At 61.8% G+C, this 17815-nt stretch carries 24 protein-coding genes, 1 tRNA gene and 1 pseudogene; 12 read left to right on the forward strand and 14 right to left on the reverse strand.

Translation table 11 applies throughout. The features are described from left to right. Positions 1-305: 305 nt before the first annotated feature. On the reverse strand, positions 306-941 hold the full coding sequence (locus tag IG197_RS23465) for an FMN-dependent NADH-azoreductase (protein WP_182573263.1): 636 nt from the start codon (positions 939-941) through the stop codon (positions 306-308). A 110-nt stretch (positions 942-1051) separates the two neighbouring features. On the opposite strand from IG197_RS23465, the gene IG197_RS23470 reads away from it, so the two are divergent. Beyond that, entirely contained in the window at positions 1052-1987 is a 936-nt protein-coding gene (locus IG197_RS23470) for a LysR family transcriptional regulator (protein ID WP_192315226.1), read from the forward strand. Positions 1988-1990: 3 nt separating this feature from the next. Here the strand turns inward: IG197_RS23470 and IG197_RS23475 are convergent, their stop codons facing one another. After that, positions 1991-2596, reverse strand: a complete 606-nt coding sequence (locus IG197_RS23475) for a TetR/AcrR family transcriptional regulator (RefSeq protein WP_192315228.1) — start codon at positions 2594-2596, stop codon at positions 1991-1993. A gap of 69 nt (positions 2597-2665) precedes the next feature. Here IG197_RS23475 and IG197_RS23480 point away from each other — a divergent pair, with 69 nt between their 5' ends. Then, on the forward strand, positions 2666-3091 hold the full coding sequence (locus tag IG197_RS23480; protein WP_192315230.1) for a VOC family protein: 426 nt from the start codon (positions 2666-2668) through the stop codon (positions 3089-3091). A 74-nt stretch (positions 3092-3165) separates the two neighbouring features. Here IG197_RS23480 and IG197_RS23485 read toward each other — a convergent pair whose 3' ends face one another. From IG197_RS23485 to IG197_RS23500, 4 genes are all read right to left on the reverse strand, one after another. Beyond that, positions 3166-3690 (reverse strand): hypothetical protein, encoded by a 525-nt coding sequence (locus IG197_RS23485; protein ID WP_246765226.1) that lies wholly within the window; start codon positions 3688-3690, stop codon positions 3166-3168. Positions 3691-3988: 298 nt separating this feature from the next. Continuing rightward, the gene (locus IG197_RS23490) at positions 3989-4207 is read right to left on the reverse strand and encodes a hypothetical protein (RefSeq protein WP_157097055.1); all 219 of its coding nucleotides are present in this window, start codon (positions 4205-4207) and stop codon (positions 3989-3991) included. Positions 4208-4363: 156 nt separating this feature from the next. Beyond that, positions 4364-4900, reverse strand: a complete 537-nt coding sequence (locus IG197_RS23495; RefSeq protein ID WP_067959907.1) for a TIGR00645 family protein — start codon at positions 4898-4900, stop codon at positions 4364-4366. 307 nt (positions 4901-5207) lie between these two features. Continuing rightward, positions 5208-7298 (reverse strand): OmpA family protein, encoded by a 2091-nt coding sequence (locus IG197_RS23500; protein WP_192315232.1) that lies wholly within the window; start codon positions 7296-7298, stop codon positions 5208-5210. Between the two features lie 202 nt (positions 7299-7500). Between IG197_RS23500 and IG197_RS23505 the strand changes: the two genes are divergently transcribed. Both IG197_RS23505 and IG197_RS23510 read left to right on the forward strand, forming a co-directional pair. After that, positions 7501-7947 (forward strand): YcgN family cysteine cluster protein, encoded by a 447-nt coding sequence (locus tag IG197_RS23505; RefSeq protein ID WP_192315234.1) that lies wholly within the window; start codon positions 7501-7503, stop codon positions 7945-7947. Positions 7948-8180: 233 nt separating this feature from the next. Continuing rightward, positions 8181-8597 (forward strand): hypothetical protein, encoded by a 417-nt coding sequence (locus IG197_RS23510; protein ID WP_192315236.1) that lies wholly within the window; start codon positions 8181-8183, stop codon positions 8595-8597. 224 nt (positions 8598-8821) lie between these two features. Here the strand turns inward: IG197_RS23510 and IG197_RS23515 are convergent, their stop codons facing one another. Continuing rightward, positions 8822-9535 (reverse strand): SIMPL domain-containing protein, encoded by a 714-nt coding sequence (locus IG197_RS23515; RefSeq protein ID WP_192315238.1) that lies wholly within the window; start codon positions 9533-9535, stop codon positions 8822-8824. A 136-nt stretch (positions 9536-9671) separates the two neighbouring features. On the opposite strand from IG197_RS23515, the gene IG197_RS23520 reads away from it, so the two are divergent. Further along, positions 9672-9747: transfer RNA gene (locus IG197_RS23520), tRNA-Ile, on the forward strand. Between the two features lie 143 nt (positions 9748-9890). Here IG197_RS23520 and IG197_RS36875 read toward each other — a convergent pair. After that, positions 9891-10931, reverse strand: a pseudogene (locus IG197_RS36875) (tyrosine-type recombinase/integrase); the annotation flags it as partial. Between the two features lie 11 nt (positions 10932-10942). Further along, positions 10943-11191, reverse strand: coding sequence for a hypothetical protein (locus IG197_RS23530; protein ID WP_192315240.1), 249 nt, complete (start codon positions 11189-11191; stop codon positions 10943-10945). Positions 11192-11626: 435 nt separating this feature from the next. On the opposite strand from IG197_RS23530, the gene IG197_RS23535 reads away from it, so the two are divergent. Continuing rightward, a complete protein-coding gene (locus IG197_RS23535; protein ID WP_192315242.1) occupies positions 11627-11839 on the forward strand; it encodes an ACT domain-containing protein in 213 nt (70 codons plus the stop codon). Between the two features lie 384 nt (positions 11840-12223). Here the strand turns inward: IG197_RS23535 and IG197_RS23540 are convergent, their stop codons facing one another. Then, a complete protein-coding gene (locus tag IG197_RS23540; RefSeq protein WP_192315244.1) occupies positions 12224-12499 on the reverse strand; it encodes an AlpA family transcriptional regulator in 276 nt (91 codons plus the stop codon). Between the two features lie 260 nt (positions 12500-12759). Between IG197_RS23540 and IG197_RS23545 the strand changes: the two genes are divergently transcribed. Beyond that, entirely contained in the window at positions 12760-13785 is a 1026-nt protein-coding gene (locus tag IG197_RS23545; RefSeq protein WP_192315246.1) for a nucleotidyltransferase domain-containing protein, read from the forward strand. Positions 13786-13819: 34 nt separating this feature from the next. Here the strand turns inward: IG197_RS23545 and IG197_RS23550 are convergent, their stop codons facing one another. From IG197_RS23550 to IG197_RS23565, 4 genes are all read right to left on the reverse strand, one after another. Then, positions 13820-14026, reverse strand: a complete 207-nt coding sequence (locus IG197_RS23550; protein WP_192315248.1) for a hypothetical protein — start codon at positions 14024-14026, stop codon at positions 13820-13822. 192 nt (positions 14027-14218) lie between these two features. Next, a complete protein-coding gene (locus IG197_RS23555) occupies positions 14219-14647 on the reverse strand; it encodes a hypothetical protein (protein ID WP_192315249.1) in 429 nt (142 codons plus the stop codon). Between the two features lie 104 nt (positions 14648-14751). Next, positions 14752-15012 (reverse strand): hypothetical protein, encoded by a 261-nt coding sequence (locus IG197_RS23560; protein WP_192315250.1) that lies wholly within the window; start codon positions 15010-15012, stop codon positions 14752-14754. 2 nt (positions 15013-15014) lie between these two features. Continuing rightward, positions 15015-15323 carry a hypothetical protein gene (locus tag IG197_RS23565; RefSeq protein WP_192315251.1) on the reverse strand — a complete coding sequence of 103 codons (309 nt, stop codon included), beginning with the start codon at positions 15321-15323 and terminating at the stop codon, positions 15015-15017. Between the two features lie 244 nt (positions 15324-15567). Between IG197_RS23565 and IG197_RS23570 the strand changes: the two genes are divergently transcribed. The 5 genes from IG197_RS23570 (at position 15568) to IG197_RS23590 (ending at position 17731) form a co-directional block, all read left to right on the forward strand. Then, positions 15568-15879, forward strand: a complete 312-nt coding sequence (locus IG197_RS23570; RefSeq protein ID WP_192315252.1) for a hypothetical protein — start codon at positions 15568-15570, stop codon at positions 15877-15879. 31 nt (positions 15880-15910) lie between these two features. Next, positions 15911-16675: an SOS response-associated peptidase gene (locus tag IG197_RS23575; protein ID WP_192315253.1), complete on the forward strand. Its 765-nt coding sequence runs from the start codon at positions 15911-15913 to the stop codon at positions 16673-16675. Positions 16676-16686: 11 nt separating this feature from the next. Beyond that, positions 16687-16956 carry a hypothetical protein gene (locus IG197_RS23580; protein ID WP_184767261.1) on the forward strand — a complete coding sequence of 90 codons (270 nt, stop codon included), beginning with the start codon at positions 16687-16689 and terminating at the stop codon, positions 16954-16956. A 52-nt stretch (positions 16957-17008) separates the two neighbouring features. After that, entirely contained in the window at positions 17009-17248 is a 240-nt protein-coding gene (locus IG197_RS23585; protein ID WP_192315254.1) for a DUF982 domain-containing protein, read from the forward strand. Positions 17249-17440: 192 nt separating this feature from the next. Further along, complete coding sequence (locus IG197_RS23590) at positions 17441-17731, forward strand: CopG family transcriptional regulator (protein ID WP_192315255.1); 291 nt, start codon at positions 17441-17443, stop codon at positions 17729-17731. Positions 17732-17815 lie beyond the last annotated feature (84 nt).

A 17815-nucleotide genomic window follows, 5' to 3' on the forward strand; every position in this document is an offset into this window, starting at 1 on the left:
TGGCCAGCAAGATAAAATAACTCAAGTAAGTTTATGTAATTGAGAAGGTGCTTACCTATGGTGAGGCGCCGACGGCGGGAGTATGGGAAAGTGATGCCCTCTGCGCCTGCAGCGGCGGTGTTTTTCGCCTGTCGTCGCTTGCTTCGTCCTGTGCCTGCGACATTGAAGGCGGATGCTGGTCCGGCATCGAAAGACAACTGGATCAACGAGGGTGGGCAAGCACGGTGCCGGCACGCACCGACAATAAGAATCGGGCGAACGCTGACTGCGTCCGCCCGATGGCAATCGTGGCGATCATAAGGGTGCTATGCGGCAATGGCCGTATGGGCTGAGGATGCAACCAGCGCATCGACCTTGGCCGTTGCCTTGGCGAGGGCTGCCGTAACTGCGTCCGGGCCCATGCCGACGCCCTCGATACGGACGACCTCGACGTCGGTCATGCCGATGAAGCCGAGCACGCTGCGCAGATAGGGGATGGCGTGGTCCATCTGGACGGCAGCACCTTCCGAATAGATGCCGCCTGAGGCCAGCACGATATAGACCTTCTTGCCGGTGACCAGGCCTTTGGGGCCGTTTTCGCCATAAGCGAAGGTCTTGCCCGAGCGGGCGACGTGGTCGACCCACGATTTCAGCGTCGACGAGATGTTGAAGTTGATGAAGCCGGTGGCGAGGATGACGGTGTCGGCGGCAAACAACTCGTCGAGCACGGCGTCGGACACGCCGACGACCTCGGCCTGGCGCTTGGTCCGGGCTTCAGCCGGCGTGTAGATACCCGTGGCGTAGTCGGTATCGATATGCGGCAGCGGGTTGGCGACGAGGTCGCGGACGACGAGAGTGGCCGCGGGATCGGCGGCCACCAGCTTGTGGGCAAATTCGGTAGCGATGCGGGTCGAATGCGAGGCGGCACCGCGGGGGCTGGACGTGACAAGCAGGACGGACATGGCGGTTTCTCCTAGGGTTGGATTGTTCGATGCGTTGAATATGGTCGAGCCAACCCATTTGAAAAACTGGCATATTTTATATATGACCCATCGATAATCTGGATGGATAGATGCAGCCCAATCCCACACTCGACCAGCTACAGGTCTTTGTCGTCGTGGCGGAAACCGGAAGCTTTTCCGCCGCCGGCCGCAAGCTCAACCGTGCGCAGTCGGTCATCAGCTATGCCATTGCCAATCTCGAGGCGCAGTTGGGTCTCAGGCTGTTCGAGCGCGAAGGCACGCGCGAGCCGCAGCTGACCGACGTCGGCAAGACGATGCTGGAAGATGCGCGCCGCATGATCGGCGTGCTACAGCGGATCCGCTCGCGGGCCAGCGGCCATCAGCAGGGACTCGAGGCGGAGGTCGCGATGTCGGTCGAGGTCGCCTTGCCGTCGCCGGTGCTGGTCCCGGTGCTGAAGGCGTTCGAGGAGCGATTCCCGACCGTGGCGCTGCGCCTGCATGTCGGCTCGCTCGGGCTGATCGTCGATCAGGTCATGACCGGGCAGGCCGATCTCGGAGTGGGCGGCATAACTGGCGAGGCCGAGGTGCAACTTGTTCGCCTTGGCTTCATGTCCATGGTGCCGGCAGCCGCTCCCGATCACCCGCTGGCGCAGATTTTAGGACCGGTGCCGCTGGAGGAAATGCGCGAGCACATCCAGCTTGTCGTGTCGGACCAGTCGGAGCGGACGCGCGGACGCGATTTCGGCGTGTTCGCCTATCGCACCTGGCGGCTGACCGACATGCGCACCAAACATGCGCTCATGCGCGAGGGGCTCGGCTGGGGCGGTCTGCCGCGCTGGCTGATCGCCGACGACCTTTCAAATGGCCGCCTGGTCGAGCTCAACCTCGAGCCATACAGCGAGCAGCGCTCGCCGCTGTTTGCCATGCACCGCGCCGACAGCACGCCAAAGCCGGCGGCGGCCTGGCTGATCGAGCAGTTCAAGCGCGAGCTTGGCTGTTTCAACGAGTTCGAGCCGCAGCGCCAGACAGCGACCGGCATGGCGTGAGCGTCAGGCCGGCTGGTCAGCCGTCATCAGGCCGTCGATCAGGGCAGAGATGACCTCGACCTGGTCGGCAAAGGGGGCACCCGCATCGATCGCCAGTGCGGCGCGGTCGAAGGTGGCGGCGAGCAGGCTGGTAAGCGGTGCGAGTGGCAGCTTGCGCATGGCGCCGGCACGCATCGTCGCTGCGAGGCCCTCGCGCAGCGTGCGGTTGCCGTGGCGGTCGTCGATGGCGTCCATGCCGGGACGGCCGAGTACCGCGGGTCCGTCGAGCAGCAAAAGCCGCGTCCGTCCCGGCATCTGCATCGCCCGGAGATAGGCTTCGGTACCGACAAGAAGCGCTTCGCGGGCGCCAAGGGAGACGGGTGCCGCGCGTTCGATCTCTTCGGCAACCGCATGCGCCTCCTGCTCGACGACCGCCGCAAACAGCGCCTGTTTGTCGCTGAAGTGGTGATAGAGCGCGCCGCGCGTGACGCCGGCCGCAGCCACGATCTCCGGCGTGCCGGTTTCGGCATAGGATTTTTCGGTGAACAGCCTGCGCGCGGCAGCGATCAGGTCGCCGCGCGTCGCCTCGGTGCGGTCACGGTTGGAACGGCGCTCGGTTTTCACTTGCATACATTCAGCCTGTATGTTAATTCGAATTTACATGCAGACTGTATGTTGATTGAGGAGAGAAGGAAAGCCATGAAAACGACCAGCTACTATCCCGTGATCATGACCGGCGACGTCGCCGGCACCGCCGCTTTCTACGTCAAGCACTTCCGCTTCGAGTCACAGTTTGATGCCGGCTGGTATGTCCACCTGCGGTCGGCGGAAGACAGGGACGTCAATCTCGCCATCGTCCAGGGCGACCACGAGACGATCCCCGAAGAGGGGCGCGGGCGGGTCGCCGGCCTGCTGATCAATTTCGAGGTCAAGGATGTCGATGCCGTGCATGCGCGGGTCGTCGCGGAAGGGCTGCCGATCCTGCGTTCGCTGCGCGACGAAGACTTCGGGCAGCGCCACTTCATCACCAGGGACCCCAATGGCGTGTTGATCGACGTCATCACGCCGATCCCGCCGAGCCCCGAGTTTCTGGCGCTGTATGCGCCGGATACGGTTGACGCCTGAACGCAAACGAAAACGGAGGCGCCGCGAGGCGCCTCCGTCACTTTATCACTATGGCTTCAACCTGGCCGGCAGGCTCAGTCCTGGATGTAGCAACGCTTGCGCATGCCGGGCGCCGGATCGCCGAAGGTCTCGTTGTCGCAATCGACGCCGTCGCGGAAGACGCCTTCCTCGAACTGGCTCATCGTGCCGTAGCGCACTCGCTTGCGGCCGTAGAAATCGCAATACTCGTTCTCGCTGGCGCAGGCCACCCAGCGCTTGCGGCGCGGTTCGCCGTAGCCGCCATCGCCATAGTCGCGGCCGCGCCGGCCGCGCTCGACGATGTAGCATTCCTTGCGCAGGCCCGGTGCCGGATCGCCGAAGCTGCGGTTCGAGCAGCGGACCGCGGGCGCGTCGATGAAGCGCGAGGTGGTCCTGCCTTGCGCGCCATAGACGACTTCTGCCGGATAGGGCAGGCGGCAGGTGCCGCCTTCCGATGCGCAGCGGATCAGCCGTTGAGCCTCTGCAGGGGTGGGGGTGACGGCGGAGACGGTTGCCGCCAGTCCGGCGACGCAGATCGATGCGAAGGCCGTTCGCATCGTAAGGGTTTGGGCTATTGACACGATAGAAGTCCTCGAATCGTTGGAGGCCTCGACCTTAGCGAGCATGGCTTGAACGCAAGATGAATGCGGCGTTTTGAAGGAAGGTTAGGCGCCCGGCCAGACAAGATGCCCACGCAAAAGCTGCCAGCAGAAAACCGGCTATCACCCTTGCCTTGTCCACTTGCGGGGCTCTGGTGAGGAGCGGACGCAACCTCGCTCGACAACGGCCAAAATCATGCCAATACCTCCACCAGCGCCGTGCGCCGCGTACCTTCGTACATTTCAAACTGCCGTCCCGCGCGGCGCCGGTATTGTCCGGCTACTTCCTGCGATGGGAAAGGATCGTGCCGGCGCCGGCCAGCGTCAGCACGGCGCCGGCAATGAAGGGCGGGATGAATACGGCGAGCGCCTCGGTGTCTTCCCAGCGCAGGCGGAAATCGTTGCAGCCGGTGCCGCAGCCATGGGCGTTCAGCCAGATCCAGCCGCCGAAGGTCGCCGAACAGACCAGGACGCCCAGGACGAGCAGTGCATATCCCAACAGCCGCAGCAGAGCCTCCTGCGCAAAAAAAAAGCGGAGGCGCCTGTGCAGCACCTCCGTCCATTGATGTCAATCGGCGCCCTAACGGCCGAAGGTGAGTCAATCCAGTGGCTTGGCCGGTGCGGTTGAGAAAATGAATCCGGCCGACGTTCCGTCCTAGAGGCTCGGGCCGTCCTCGCCGGCGGCCTTCTTGTCGCCTTTGCTGAGGCCGGTCAGGCGGTCGATATAGGCAAGCAGCAGCGCCGACAGCACGAAGGCCAGGTGAATAATGGTCAGCCACATCAGCTGGTCGGAGGTATATTGCTGGGCATTGAGGAAGACCTGCAGCAGGTGGATCGACGAGATCGCGACGATTGTCGAGGCAACCTTGATCTTGAGCGAGCTGATGTCGATGGTGCCGAGCCAATGGACCTCGCCGTCATGGTTGTCGAAGCGGCTGACAAAGTTCTCGTAGCCCGAGATGATGACCATCACCACCAGCGAGGCGACAAGGGCCGCGTCGATCAGGCCGAGCACCTTGAGGATGGTGTCGGTGTCGTCGAGCACCATCACCTTCATGACAAACTCGTAGAGCTTCTTGACGAAGGACAGCGCGTAGATGCCGAGCGCCACGGCGAGGCCGAGGTAGAACACCACGAGCAGCCAGCGCGAGGCGAGAATGATGGATTCGACGGCGTGTTCGAGGCGTTTCATGAGACGTCCGAAAATGGCGATTGGAGAATGAGGCGGTGCCGACGCATGCAACAGCTTGGCGGATAAAACAAGGCCCGGCCGCTGGAGGGGGGATTCGGCCGGGCCTGATCTCCTGAAACGCCGGAGATGGGACGGGGCAGGGAACCACGTCATCCACAAAGTGGCATCAAAATCCAGCGATTCAATGGCCAAAGCCGGGTGATCGCGTGATTGTTACCGGCGATTTCATGTCCGAAAAGGATGCTTTGGCGGGCAAGAACCCGCCCTGCAATGCGCGGGGCGGGTCTCGTTTTTGTGTCGCTGGGCGCTAGTTGGCGCTGGCGATCGGCGCCACCAGCGGGGTGATGCGGCGGATGGCGACGCGGCGGTTTTCGCGCTCCGGCTTCTGTGACTTCACCTTGAGGTAGCGCTCGCCGTAACCCTGCGTCGACAGGTTCTCCGGCTGGATGCCGAAGACGTTTGTAAGCGCGTCCGCCACGGCCTCGGCGCGGCGATCCGACAGCGCCAGATTGGCGACATCGGAACCGACGGCGTCGGTGTGGCCCTCGATGAGGAAGGTTTCGGCCGGGTTCTTCTTGAGCAGCTTTTCCATCGCGTTGGCGACGCCCTCGAGCTTGACGATCTCGCTCTCGGGGATCGAGGCCGAGCCGAACTCGAAGCTCAGCGTGTCGAGATCGACGCGCCGGGCGATGTCGCGGACACGGGCCGAACGCTTGACCTCGTCGACCGAATAGAGCCGCTTGACGCGTTCCACAGGAGGACGTTCGAGGAAGTCGTAATAGGCGTCGTCATCCTCGACATATTGCGCGTCGAGAATGTACTCGTTGCGCGGAATGTGGAGCTGCAGCGGCGGCAGGTCGAGACCCGGATCGCGCCACTCGTCCATCTCCTCGTAATAGCGGTCGTCGACATAGCTCAGCACATATTCGCGGCCATCGGGCGTGATGCGCGAGCGCTGCACGATGTCGCCATAGCGGTTGCGAATGGTGATGATCTGGTTGCCGTTGTCGCGGATGATGACCTCGCGGGTACGACCGCGCGGCAGCTCCTCGTAATAGACGTCCTGGGCGTCACGGGTGATGCGCGGACGGTCGTTGCTCTCGACGATGATCTGGTTGTTGATCTGGATGATCACCCGGTCGCCGATCTCGCGCACCACTTCGGTGCCTTCAGGGCGCGGCCTGCGGCGCAGGTCGACCTCGGGCATCTTTTCGATGCGGGTGCCCTTTTCGGCGGTAACGGCCTGGATCTCGACGGGCTGGGCCGCTTCGGCGGCCGTCTTGTCGTCGACCGGCGGCGGGCCCGGGTCGACCGGCACCGGCTGCGCCGTCTGCTGGCCACCTTCGGTGGACGGCTGTGCGGGCTGGCCTTCGGCAGCAGGCTGCTGGCCACCGGCCTCCGCGGGCGGTGTTTCCTTCTGGCTGTCGAGGATCGGCGCCTCGTTGGGGTTCACTGGCGGCTGGTTTGCCTCGCCCTGCTGGGCAGGTTGTTGCGGCTGTTCACCCGTCGCCGGCTGCTGGGGCTGCTCGCCCGTCGCAGGCTGCTCTCCTGATGCCGGCTGTTCGCCCGATGCGGGCTGCACGGTCGAGGGCTGCTGTGTGGCAGGCTGTTCGCCCTGGGCGGGCGCTTCGCCTGCCGGAGCGGTGGTTTCGGGCGACGGTGCAGGGGTGGGAACCTGTTCCGGTGTTGCCTCGGCAGGCTTCTCCGCCGGCTGCTCTGCAGGCTGTTCGGCCTGGGGTTTCTGCTCGGGTTGGGCCTCTGGCTGAGGCGCTACCTCGGGCGTCGCGGCTGGTTCCTCGGCGGCTGGAGCCTGCTCCTTCTGCTTGCGCTTCTTCGGCGCCGGCTCTTCAGCCTGCGGCTCGGGCTGGGGCGTTGCCTCCGGCTCGGCAGCGGGCTGTTCGGCCTGCGGCTGTTCCTGCTGCTGTTGTTCGGCAGCGGGCTCGCGTTTCTTGCGCTTGGGGGCGGGCTCTTCCGCCGGCGGTTGCGGCTCGGGCTCGGCCTGCGGTGCTACCTCCTGCTGAGGTGCCGGCTCTTCGGCCGCCGGTGCCTCGCGCTTCTTGCGGCGTGGCTCGGGCGCGGGCTCTTCGGCCTGCGGTGCCGGCTGTTCGGCCTGTGGCGCCGGCTGTTCGGCCTGCGGCTGCGGTTCTGGCTGGGGCTCCGGCTGCGGGGCAGGCTCGGGCTGTGCCTCGGGGGCAGGGGCCTGCTGACCGCCGCCCTGGCGCGCAGCACACGCTTCCGCCGATTCGCCTTCCTGGCAGTCGGACTGGACGCGGATGAGCGGCAGCGTTGCACCTGCTTCAGCCAGCGTTCCGTTCGGCAGCGGCATGGCGCCCAACGGCGCGGATGCCATGAACAGGCCGATTGCCGTGCCTGCGAGAATCCGTGGTTGGCGTTTCATCGTTGGAAATCTCCTCGAAATGAACTTTGGTCCCGTCCCGGCCCAAACAGATGGAACCGGTTATGGTTCCGCTTGCCGCCGAAGTCGCATTGCATCGGGGCGATTGCCCGACAGCAACATGGCAATATCGTGGTTTCGCTGAACTGGCGATGAATGCGCGGAGCAGCTTGACGCGCCTTTGCATCGGGGCCAAATGCCTGCCATGGACGATGCCTATTGGAAAACGACGCCGCTGGAGGCGATGAGCCCGACACAATGGGAGCAGCTTTGCGACGGCTGCGGCAAATGCTGCCTGTCCAAGCTCGAGGACGAGGATACCGGCGAGATCTACTGGACCAGTGTCGGCTGCCGCATGTTCGACGGCGAGACCTGCCGCTGCGCCGACTATACCAACCGCCTCGCGCGCGTGCCGGACTGTGTCGGGCTGACGCCTGAGAACGTGCGCACCATCTCCTGGCTTCCGAGCACCTGCGCCTATCGTCTGGTCGCCGAGGGGCATGATCTTTACTGGTGGCACCACCTCGTCTCCGGCAGCCGCGAGACGGTGCACGAGGCCGGCATTTCGGTGCGCGGCAAGCTGACCGCCTCCGAGGACGACATGGCCGAGCCGGAAGACTATTTCGACCACATGCTCGACGAAGAGCCGTAAGCGCCGATCAACGCGCCGCCTTGCTGCCGAGACCTTCAATTGGCCGTGCCCGGGGCCACGAAGCGGCTCACGCCGTGTTGCGGAGCGTAAGAAATAATCATTAGAATCAACAATTTGCTAGATGAACCGAAAATGAATGCATGGTTCGAAAACGGTTCAGCTTGGGTGGCGCATTGTCTGCCCATCGCTCAGGCAGAGATGGCCTGACGCCTCGAGTTCAAGGAGAAGACATAATGTTCGACAAGATCAAGATCGCGGCCCTTTCCGCCGTCATCGGCTTCAGCACGCTGGCCGCCATTCCTGCGACCGCACAGGCCGACGGCCTTTATCTCAATCTTGGCCAGGGCTCGCCGAATGTCGGCGTCTACATCCAGGACCGCGACAACCGCTGGGACAACCGCAATGGCGGTTGGAACAATGGCGGCCGCTGGGACAACCGCCACGACAATCGCTGGGGTCGCCCCGGTGGCCGCTGGGACCGCGCCTGCTCGCCTGACCGCGCTGTCGACAAAGCCGAGCGCATGGGCCTGCGCCGCGCCCGCATCGTCGATGTCAACCGTCGCTCGATCACGGTGAGCGGCCGCAAATATGGCGAGCGCGTCGCGATCACCTTCGCCCGCGCCCCGAACTGCCCGGTCGTCCGCTGGTAAGTCGAAACGCGACCTGAACAGCGTCGGGTACGCCCGATCGCAGTAGTGGGAGCCCCTTTCCTCTCGGGGAAGGGTGGTGGCTCCAAACAAAACCCCGGAGGCCTTGCCTCCGGGGTTTTTCATATTCTTTCCAGCTGTTTGGGTGTCGGACTGCCTGGATGCGATCCGTTTGCCCGATCCTGCCGCGCTTCCGAACGCGCGGCAGGGCGCCCGATCTCAGCTCGTCAGTTCTTCAGTTCGAAGGTGACGTTGACCTGGACGCGGTAGGCGTTTTCGCCGGCCTCGACCGGTGCTGCGCCGGCTGCGCGGTCGAACGACTTGGCCTGCATCGGCATTGGCGGCGGGGCATAGGACTGGTCGGTGATCTCGAGCACCTTGCCGACCTTGACGCCGGCGGCCTCGGCCAGCACCTTCGCCTTGGCGATGGCGTCGGCCACCGCGAGCTTGCGCGCCTCGGTGATAACGCCTTCCGGCTTCTCATTGGTGAAGGTGATGCCGCCGCCCTGGTTGACGCCGAGGGAGACGGCCTTGTCGAGAACCTCGCCTGTCTTGGCGATGTCGCGGACGCGCACCGACAAGGTGTTGATCACCTGGTAGGCGACGAGCTCGGCATCCTGCGAGCCATCGGGCTTGTTGGTGTAGTTGTAGCGCGGCTGGATCTGGATGCCGGCGGTCTGCAGGTCGCGGTCGGCGACACCCGCTGCCTTCATCGCGGCGATCACGGCAGCCATTGCTTGGTTGTTGGCGTCCAGCGCCTCGCGGGCGGTCTTGGCCTCGCGCATCACCGACAGCGACAACAGAGCCAGATCGGGTGCCACCGAGGCTTCGCCTTCCCCCGTCACGACGATGCGTGGCGACGGTTCGTTATCGGCGCGGGCGGCAGCGGCGGGAAGTGTCAGTGCCGCTGCAAGTGCAAGCGCCATGTATTTGCGATTCATAATATAATCTCCGTTGTCCTGAGCCCTTCGGGAGTGTCAGATAGGGGCGGATTATGGGTGGATTGCGGCAGCGCGCAACAGATGCGCGAAGATGGCTTGTGCCAGCGCGCAAAACTGACTATCCAGCCCGCGTGTGGGGCCTGTAGCTCAATGGTCAGAGCCGGCGGCTCATAACCGCTTGGTTGGGGGTTCGAGTCCCTCCGGGCCCACCATTATTGTTATTTATCAATGAGTTATGAGGTGGTTCGCCGCACGGTTCGCCAACAGGTTCGCCAAGCAGTGGTTTGCGCGTTACCAGTCGTACGACTCGGTCCATGCCCTGGACAGCCAAACGCACCTGCGACGCTTCCCGGGAATACAGCTCTGCATGGTCGATGTCGTCGTGGCCGAGAACGTCCATCATCTGCCTGGTGGATGCCTCCGCTTCGGCGAGGTAGACACCAAGTGACTTCCTCAGACCGTGTAGCGTCAGGCCCTTCGGCAAGCCGGCGAGAGCGCACCAGTGTGCCATGGCACCGGTCAGGGATTTCGCCGAGAAAGGCTGGCCATATCCTGTGACCAGGACTGTTTCGCCGCGCCGATCCGCGGCGTCCAAGATCTCAGCGAGCATGGGAGTTACGGGAACGAAAAGCCGCTTGCCGCCGGTCCTTCCCTTGTTCTTGGCCTGAACAATATCAAATCCGTCAAATTGGCGTTCAACACCATCGATCAGGACGCGGTGGGTTACGCGCTGGTCCCATCGCAAGCCTGCGACATCGCCTCGACGATTGCCAAGCCAAAGAGCAAGCCCGTAGCACGTGCGCGCGGAAGTGCCGACGGGCCAGCGCCGTTCAAATTGTTCCATTGCTTCGCGAGGCCACGCCTTCCAGCCGGTATAGGCAGGCCGCCATTCAACCGAGGCGGTAGGGTCTGTCTCGATCCAATCTTGGCGCAGCCCGACATAGACCAATTTGCGAATTGCGACCAACAGGTGCTTCGCCTTGTGAGGCGTGTCAATGAAACGGCCCAGAAGTTCTTCGACATGGGCGCGCCTGAGAGTCTTGACTGGCACGTCGCGCCAGGTGAGCGAATGGTCAGGCACTACCCGCAGGTCTAGGAACTCATCGATTAGACGAGCGTTCTTGCGTCTTGTTGCTTCGTCGTGGGCCAGCCATTTAAGCGATACTTTTAGCCTCTGGGTGGCTGCGCCGAACGTGCCGGGCAGGGCAGCGCCCGGCATCCTCACGACGTGCGCCTTAGCGGCTTTTCGGCCTTCGACTGCAGCTTGATAAGCCTCCTTGAATCCAGGCTGATCAGGCGCAGGCAGGCTGATCACGCGCTCCTTGGTTCGATAGCGCCAGCGAACTTTGCCATGGCGATCGGTATAAGAGGAGAGGCCAGGATATTTATCCGTCATCGCGAACGAATCTATTCCCTTCTATGATTCCCCTGCAACAGGAAGTCGACGATATTCTCTTCATCGTCGCCAGGCAGGTCGGCAAACGCCGCCTCAAGTTTGATACGATCCCAAATCACTCGACCATCCACCTTCTTTGGCTTCGGCATGCGACGGTCCGAAACCATTTGGTCGAACTTGGTGATCCCGACGCCAACGTATCGCGCGGCTTCCTCCCGTGACAGGCCTCGTGGAGGATAAGAGATCGGGTCGCTTCTCACGGCTCACCTCCGGTCCCAGTTGAGAAATCATAATTTCCGTAAACCGGCGTCATTTCGGGGGGAAGAGGTGTGATTGCGCTGTGCGGCAAACGGCGGTCGCGGCCTGTAGAAGGGAGGCATCCGTTCGTCAGATTGGTGTGGGTGATGATGGTAGCGCTAGAGCGCTACCGCCTTTCCCCCACTCAGAAGACTTGCGGTATTTTCTACGGTGTTGGGCGTGATGGACCCGTCTTGGTGCTGCAAAGACCGGTGGGGAACGGCAACGTCTGACCCGTAGCCGACGAACGTTTTCCACGACGCGAACCACAGCTTCGCGCGTCAAACTGGCCATCGAATAGTTCGATGCTCGCTCCCGAAAGCAGACATGACTGTCAGCCGGACTAGGGAACCTGGGGGGCGAAGGCGGCGTCAGTCGGTTTCGGCTGCTCCGCACCCATGCGGCGTATCACGCTCAATGTCTATTCGGCGCTCGATGGCGTCGGTTTGACCGCAGCCGTTGCGACCGCGCTCGCGCGTCACGCCATCCCCTGCAACATGGTCGCGGCCTATCACCACGATCATGCCTTCGTTCCCGCCGCGCGGGCCGAAGCGGCTCTGGCGAGCCTAGAGGAACTCTGCAGCAAGGAAGGCGGCGAACCCGTCTCTTGACGGTGGCTCCGGCAGCGATCAAGTCCGCTCGCGCTGGCACGGGGTCGGCGGCCGACATCGGACGGGCGACTGCCCAAGGCCCTATCGGCTTATCCGACGGCGCTCGTTTCGGAACCGGCGCCGACACTGATCGTGCATCGCACTGCCCTCTTCGTTTTTACAGCTGCCTCATGGCAGGCTTCACGGCCTTGCGGTTCGCCAGCCGATCAGCCGCCTATTTGTTCGCGAAGGGATTCGGCGCCACGACCTGCATCGCCTCACCCGGGATGCACGTGAAGGATGTCCTGCTCCCGATCGGTAGCAGGATGCTGTGAGTGGGTGTCCCTCATTGATGTGATCCCGTTCGGGAGCGGACAGGGACAGGGCGTGCGCTCCAAGTGAGTGTCAGCGAGCCTGATCCGTCTCTTTTAGCGCATGCGATCGCCGCTTGGTGAGATCCGGCGCTGGTGTGCGCTGGACTGGCGTGGCTCTGCGGGCTGTCAGCCACGTCTCAACCTCGGCGAGATCCCAGACCACGCATCGAGGTGTAATAGCGAAGCGGCGTGGAAATTGCCCCCGCTGCTCCATTTCGAAGATTGTGCTATCAGCTAGCGGGACGATCTGACGGAGTTCTTTGGGGCGAATGGTTCGCTTGATCGCAATTTCCCTCTGTAGTGCCATTTATCTCTCCTTTCGATTTCGTCTGAACTGACTGAAGGCGATTGTGGTCGAGAGGAGAAGAACGAAAAAAGTGTATCGTACAGGCGGCGGGAATCTCGCGCACTTCGGAAAGACAGGCAGCACTTCGTAGCTGGTTTCATAAGCAAATTCATGAGCATCATCAGTTTCGTGCCAATCCAGGCCAAACTGTTGCAACGCTACGGGGGACCCCGTAGGGTCTCATGCAACAGTTTGAATGAAATCTCTGCCGATGTGTTGATATGATTGATTTTCATGAACTAAACAACGATCAGCGACGCGAGAAGGTCAATTCAGAGCAGCGTTTTTCCGCGCTGCAGCAGGCGCAGCAGAAAGCCAAGACCTTTCGAGGCTCGTTGGTCTGGCACACTGTCGGCGACGTCGAGCATTTGATGCGGAGCTACTATGACTCGTCTGGAGCTAGGCGTCAGAAAGTCGAGGGGCGACGGTCGGCTGAGACAGAGAAACAGAAGGCAGATTGGGAAGCCGCACGGGAAACCGCGCGGGAAACGCTGACGGCTCGACAGAAGCAGATGGAACGCCAATCCGCCATCAATCGCGTTCTGCGATTGGGCCGCGTCCCGTTCCTCACGGCCAGGATCATAAGGGCGCTGGATAACGCTGGTCTGCTTGGCGCGGGCATACGCATCGCCGGCACCAACGCCATCTATGCCTACGAAGCGGCAGCTGGCGTGTTTGTCGATCCCGGAATCACGACAACGGAGGACATCGATCTTCTTATGGATGCGCGCCAGTCGCTAAGGATCGTGGCCGACGATCAAGTGGAAGACGGCACCCTGATTAACCTGCTGCGGAAGGTCGACAAATCCTTTGAGCGTTCACAATCAGCATTCAGGGCGGTCAATCGTGACGGCTATCTCGTCGACCTGATCAAACCCGTCGCGCGCCCAGCCTGGAAGAAGGATCGCGACGCAGTTGGGAAATCGGACGACGAGTTGGTTGCCGCCGGGATCGAAGGTCTGGCGTGGTTGGAGAATGCACCACCGTTCGAGTCGATAGCGATAGACGAGAAAGGCGGGCCGCTGCGTATGGTTGCACCCGACCCTCGCTTTTTTGCTGCGCATAAGCTTTGGGTGTCGCAGAGGGCAGACCGTGAGCCGATCAAGCGTAGGCGAGACTTTGCCCAAGCTGAAGCGGTGGCGCAGCTAACGGCCACGTACTTCCAACATCTCTCCTTTGACGCAACTACTATGCGAGCCTTGCCGAAGGCGGTCTTCGAAGCCGCCAAACTCATGTTCGCGCGGTGACCGGTTCTCGCGATATCGTCGCGCCATGATTACTCTACTCGCAGCCACGATCCTCTCTTGTTCCACCTTGACCGTAGTCGACGGCGATACCATCCGTTGCAACGGACAGAACATGCGCCTGATCGGTGATGGTGTTCCGTTCAAGACCGGTATCGACACACCTGAAATTGGACGGGCGAAATGCGAACGGGAAAGGATGCTCGGAAGAGAAGCGAAGAAGCGCCTGGCCGAGCTTATCCAAGACCCCGGCCTGCGGATCGAGGATACGGGTCAGCGGGATAGGACCGCCGGCCGCTGGTGCGCATCAGGCTCAGTGATGGGCGGCTGGCAGAGAACGTGCTGTTGGCCGAGGGCTATGCGATCATCTGGCGACCGAAGGTCAAACGGCCTTGGTGCGGGTGATCAGCGGGCCTCTAGATGTGTGGAAATTCAGTCAACGCATCTCACACCCATCGTTCGAGCAATCGCACAAATCCTCCGTTGGGTTCGGGCTGCGGAGGTGTTTGGTCAGCACTCTCAGCTTCGGCTGACCTTCCCTGGAAAACAGATGAAAGCCGGGTTTCGGCGACTGGTTGATGACGTACGGGTCTATCAAGTAGACGATGCAATATCCCTTGCGCCGGCTCGGCCTAATCTCGTTGCGTTCGTCAGTTGGGCCAGTAATCGAGAGAGCGAAGCCTCCCTTCTTTGCAATGCTCGAGGCGCTCCATGAGGGCAAGTTCGTCAGATCAGGAACCTTTCGGAGAACTTGGCCTGGATGTCTTGGGAGCTTCTTCGCGGTCGCTTGGCCCGGCAACAAAGCCATCGAAAGTGCAATTGCCAAGAGGGTGGGTACTTTGAGCGGCAATAGCTGGCGGTACATGAGACCTCTCCTGAATTGCAACGCACCATAAGCGCAACCTAATATTGCTCCGAAACCACTGGAATTGGAAGGTTACTGATGTTGCGAGCGAAGCAGTCTGGCTGTCAGCCCTTGCATTGCTCTTGCGTAGGCGCGGGCAGCAGCCCTAAGTCCCGCCCGCGGTAGTCAATGGATCGGCCGGTGATCTTCTCCAGTACCGCGTCCAGACTGTTAACGTGGTCGTTCAGAAGCGAATAGGTCTCGTTGAATGGCTTCAAACTGATGAAGCACCGCTGGACCGCCCTGCGCAGCGGGATCGCAGCCAAGACAATGGCTTCGATCTCGCTGTCTGTAAGATGCTCGCTTCGGCTGGGACCGCGTGACATGGCTACTCTTCTCGCCAGACTGGCTCGCGCCGAATCTTGATGGCGACGAGCCTGCGAATCTTCTTGCCGACCATCTCCCTGGAACCAGAAAAGACGCGCTCGACTCGCATGAACCCATGGCCACCCGGAATGCTCTCACAGGTCATGCGGCTGGCAAGAGAATCGACATCGACGTCGCCGAACAATTGCATCAGGTCAGTTGGATAATAGGTATGCTCGCGCTTGCAGTAGGCACAGCCAACCGCCACGAGCTCGCGGGCATCGTTCAGCTTGGACAGTGGAAAAGGTGTTGCTCGGCTCGGCTGGGGCATGAGAACGAAATAGGAACAAACTCCTTGCGGAGTCAATTCACATCACGCTAACCTATGGGCATGAGCGACGAGCAAAACACCGCGCCACGCAAGCCCAGCGGCATCTACGAACATTTTTGCGAGCATACTGGCTGCAAGAAGGATGGTGGCTGGGGCTTCGCCACTGGCAAGCAGGAGCCGCATTGGTTCTGCTACGAACACAAGGCTGAGGGCAGGAAGTACACTACTCAGGGAGGCTCTGCTGATGTCCCTTACGCTTGAAATCCCCGGCGCATCGCCAGAAGAAATCCAGCGAGGCCTCGCGGCAGCCCAGGCAATCCTCGACATGTACGGCGTGACGCCTGAACAAGGCGATTACTCGGTATGGAAGGTCGAGAATGCGCACGAGCCCCTTTATTCGTTGGACGGCGAAGACTTGGAACCCACCAAGGAAGACGAGAAGATTTCGGTCATCTGGTACAGGGCACAGGCAGCCGCGGTGAAGGCATGCGGCAGAGACCCGGCGCCATACGAACCTGGTGATGATCAGGGCCCACTAGGGTGTAGCCACGATTGACGGCACCCAGACGCAACGGCAGTCTCCCCGCATGTGCAACCTCTACAATTTCTCCTCATCACAAGATGAACTGCGCGCCCTGACCAAGGTGCTCGAAGACATCGCCGGCAATCTCGAACCGTCGATCGACGTCTATCCCGGCCGCAATGGGCCGGTGGTGCGCAACTTCGAAGGGCGCCGGCAGTTGGCGATGCTCAACTGGGGCATGCCCACGGCTTCGAACGTTCAATTTCAGGCGACCAAGACCCGCGCGGCAAAGCTCGAAGCGAAGGGCCAGGCCGTCGACTTCAAGGCGCTGTTGGAAAAGGAACCCGACAAGGGTGTAACCAACATCCGACGGACGGACAGCAAGCACTGGGCGCCCCATCTCGGCGTCGAGAGCAGATGTGTGGTGCCATTCACCAGCTTCGCCGAACCGAGTCCGGTTGAAGGCGACAAAGACCCTCTCACCGGCCGGCATCGCAATTTCTGGTTCGCGCTCAACGAGAGCCAGCCGCTAGCCGTCTTTGCCGGATTATGGACGCCATGGCGCGGCGCCCGCACCATTCGTGATGGCGTCCTCGACTGGGAAGTCTATGCGTTCCTCACCACCAGCCCGAACGGTGTCGTTGCCCCGATCCATGAAAAGGCAATGCCGGTCATCCTGACGACACCGGAAGAGATTGAAACGTGGCTGACGGCTCCTTGGGCGGAGGCGAGCAAACTGCAGCGACCACTGCCTGACGACATGCTGACAACTGTGGATCTTCCTCCGACGCAGATCGTTTCACCTCAACCCCAGGCGTCGTTGATCTAGGAGCTTCCTCGATGTCGAACACCGGTCACGTCGTCCCGCAGCAGAAGATGCCGAAGCTGATCGTCGTCGCCGCATTCAACCGCGACGACGAAGGCGACCTGAAGCCCGCATTCGATCCCCGTCAGATGCAGAGCGAGGATGCGGCCAAGCGCCTGGCCAAGATGATCGAGAGCGAGCACGCGGGCGTCATTGCATGGAGCCGGGAAGCCAACCCCGCGATTGGCGAATATGGGGAGCCCACAATCCTCTATCGGGCCGGCGACGTGCCTGACATGGAGTGAGGACAAACCACATTGCCAGCAAGGCCGCCCGGCGCGATGCTATGGCATGAAGTTGTTCCAGACGACGCCCGTTTCAGTGCGGTCGATGTCGAATTCCGGGCTGACCGTGAACGTCAAGTCGTGCGAAGCCGCGATCGATGAGATGGACACCTGGCCGAAGCGCACAGCGAAATGGCGCCTGGCTTATCAGCGATGTTATGAGGCGATCGAGGATCGGGTGCCAGTCGCCGATGCGCGCAAGGCATTCGAAGCCGCGGCGAAGGAAGCCGGCGTGCTGCGAAACCATCCCTGAAACAATGAAGGCCTGCCGGCGGAGGGGGGGCGCGGCAGGCCTTACTAATGGGAGCGACAGGATGGTTCTGGCCTTCGCCCGTCGCAACAATGCCGAGGCAGCCGTTTGGTTCCCACCGGGCGCAAAAAGGCCTGCCGTGCAGGGCGGAGCATCAACCCTTGAAATCCGCCCCCACCTGAATACGCTCTAGGAATGAGCCGCATAGACTTCGCCGATGATCTCGAAGATGCAGCCAACCGGATCGCGGATATCAGCCGCGCCGATCTACAGACCATGTTGCGTCGGTCTGCGCTCAGGCTGGGCAACACCGAGGGATTGATGCTTGATCCCGATGTTTACGAGGCGATTACTGAACTCTCGACCTATCTCCAGATGAACAGGCAGGATTTGCTCCGCCGTGTCGTACGCGAATGGCTGGAAAAGGGCGGATTTCTACCAGTGCCGATGCTCGAAGAGGATGGCGAAGTGGACGGCAACGCTTAAGCGACAGAAAGCCCCGCCACCTTTCGGCCGCGGGGCCAGGGATGGGAGTGTGTCGACGCCGTCAGGCTATCACGATTCTTTTGC

The organism is Aminobacter sp. SR38, from assembly GCF_014843375.1.
GTDB classification, from domain to species: domain Bacteria; phylum Pseudomonadota; class Alphaproteobacteria; order Rhizobiales; family Rhizobiaceae; genus Aminobacter; species Aminobacter ciceronei.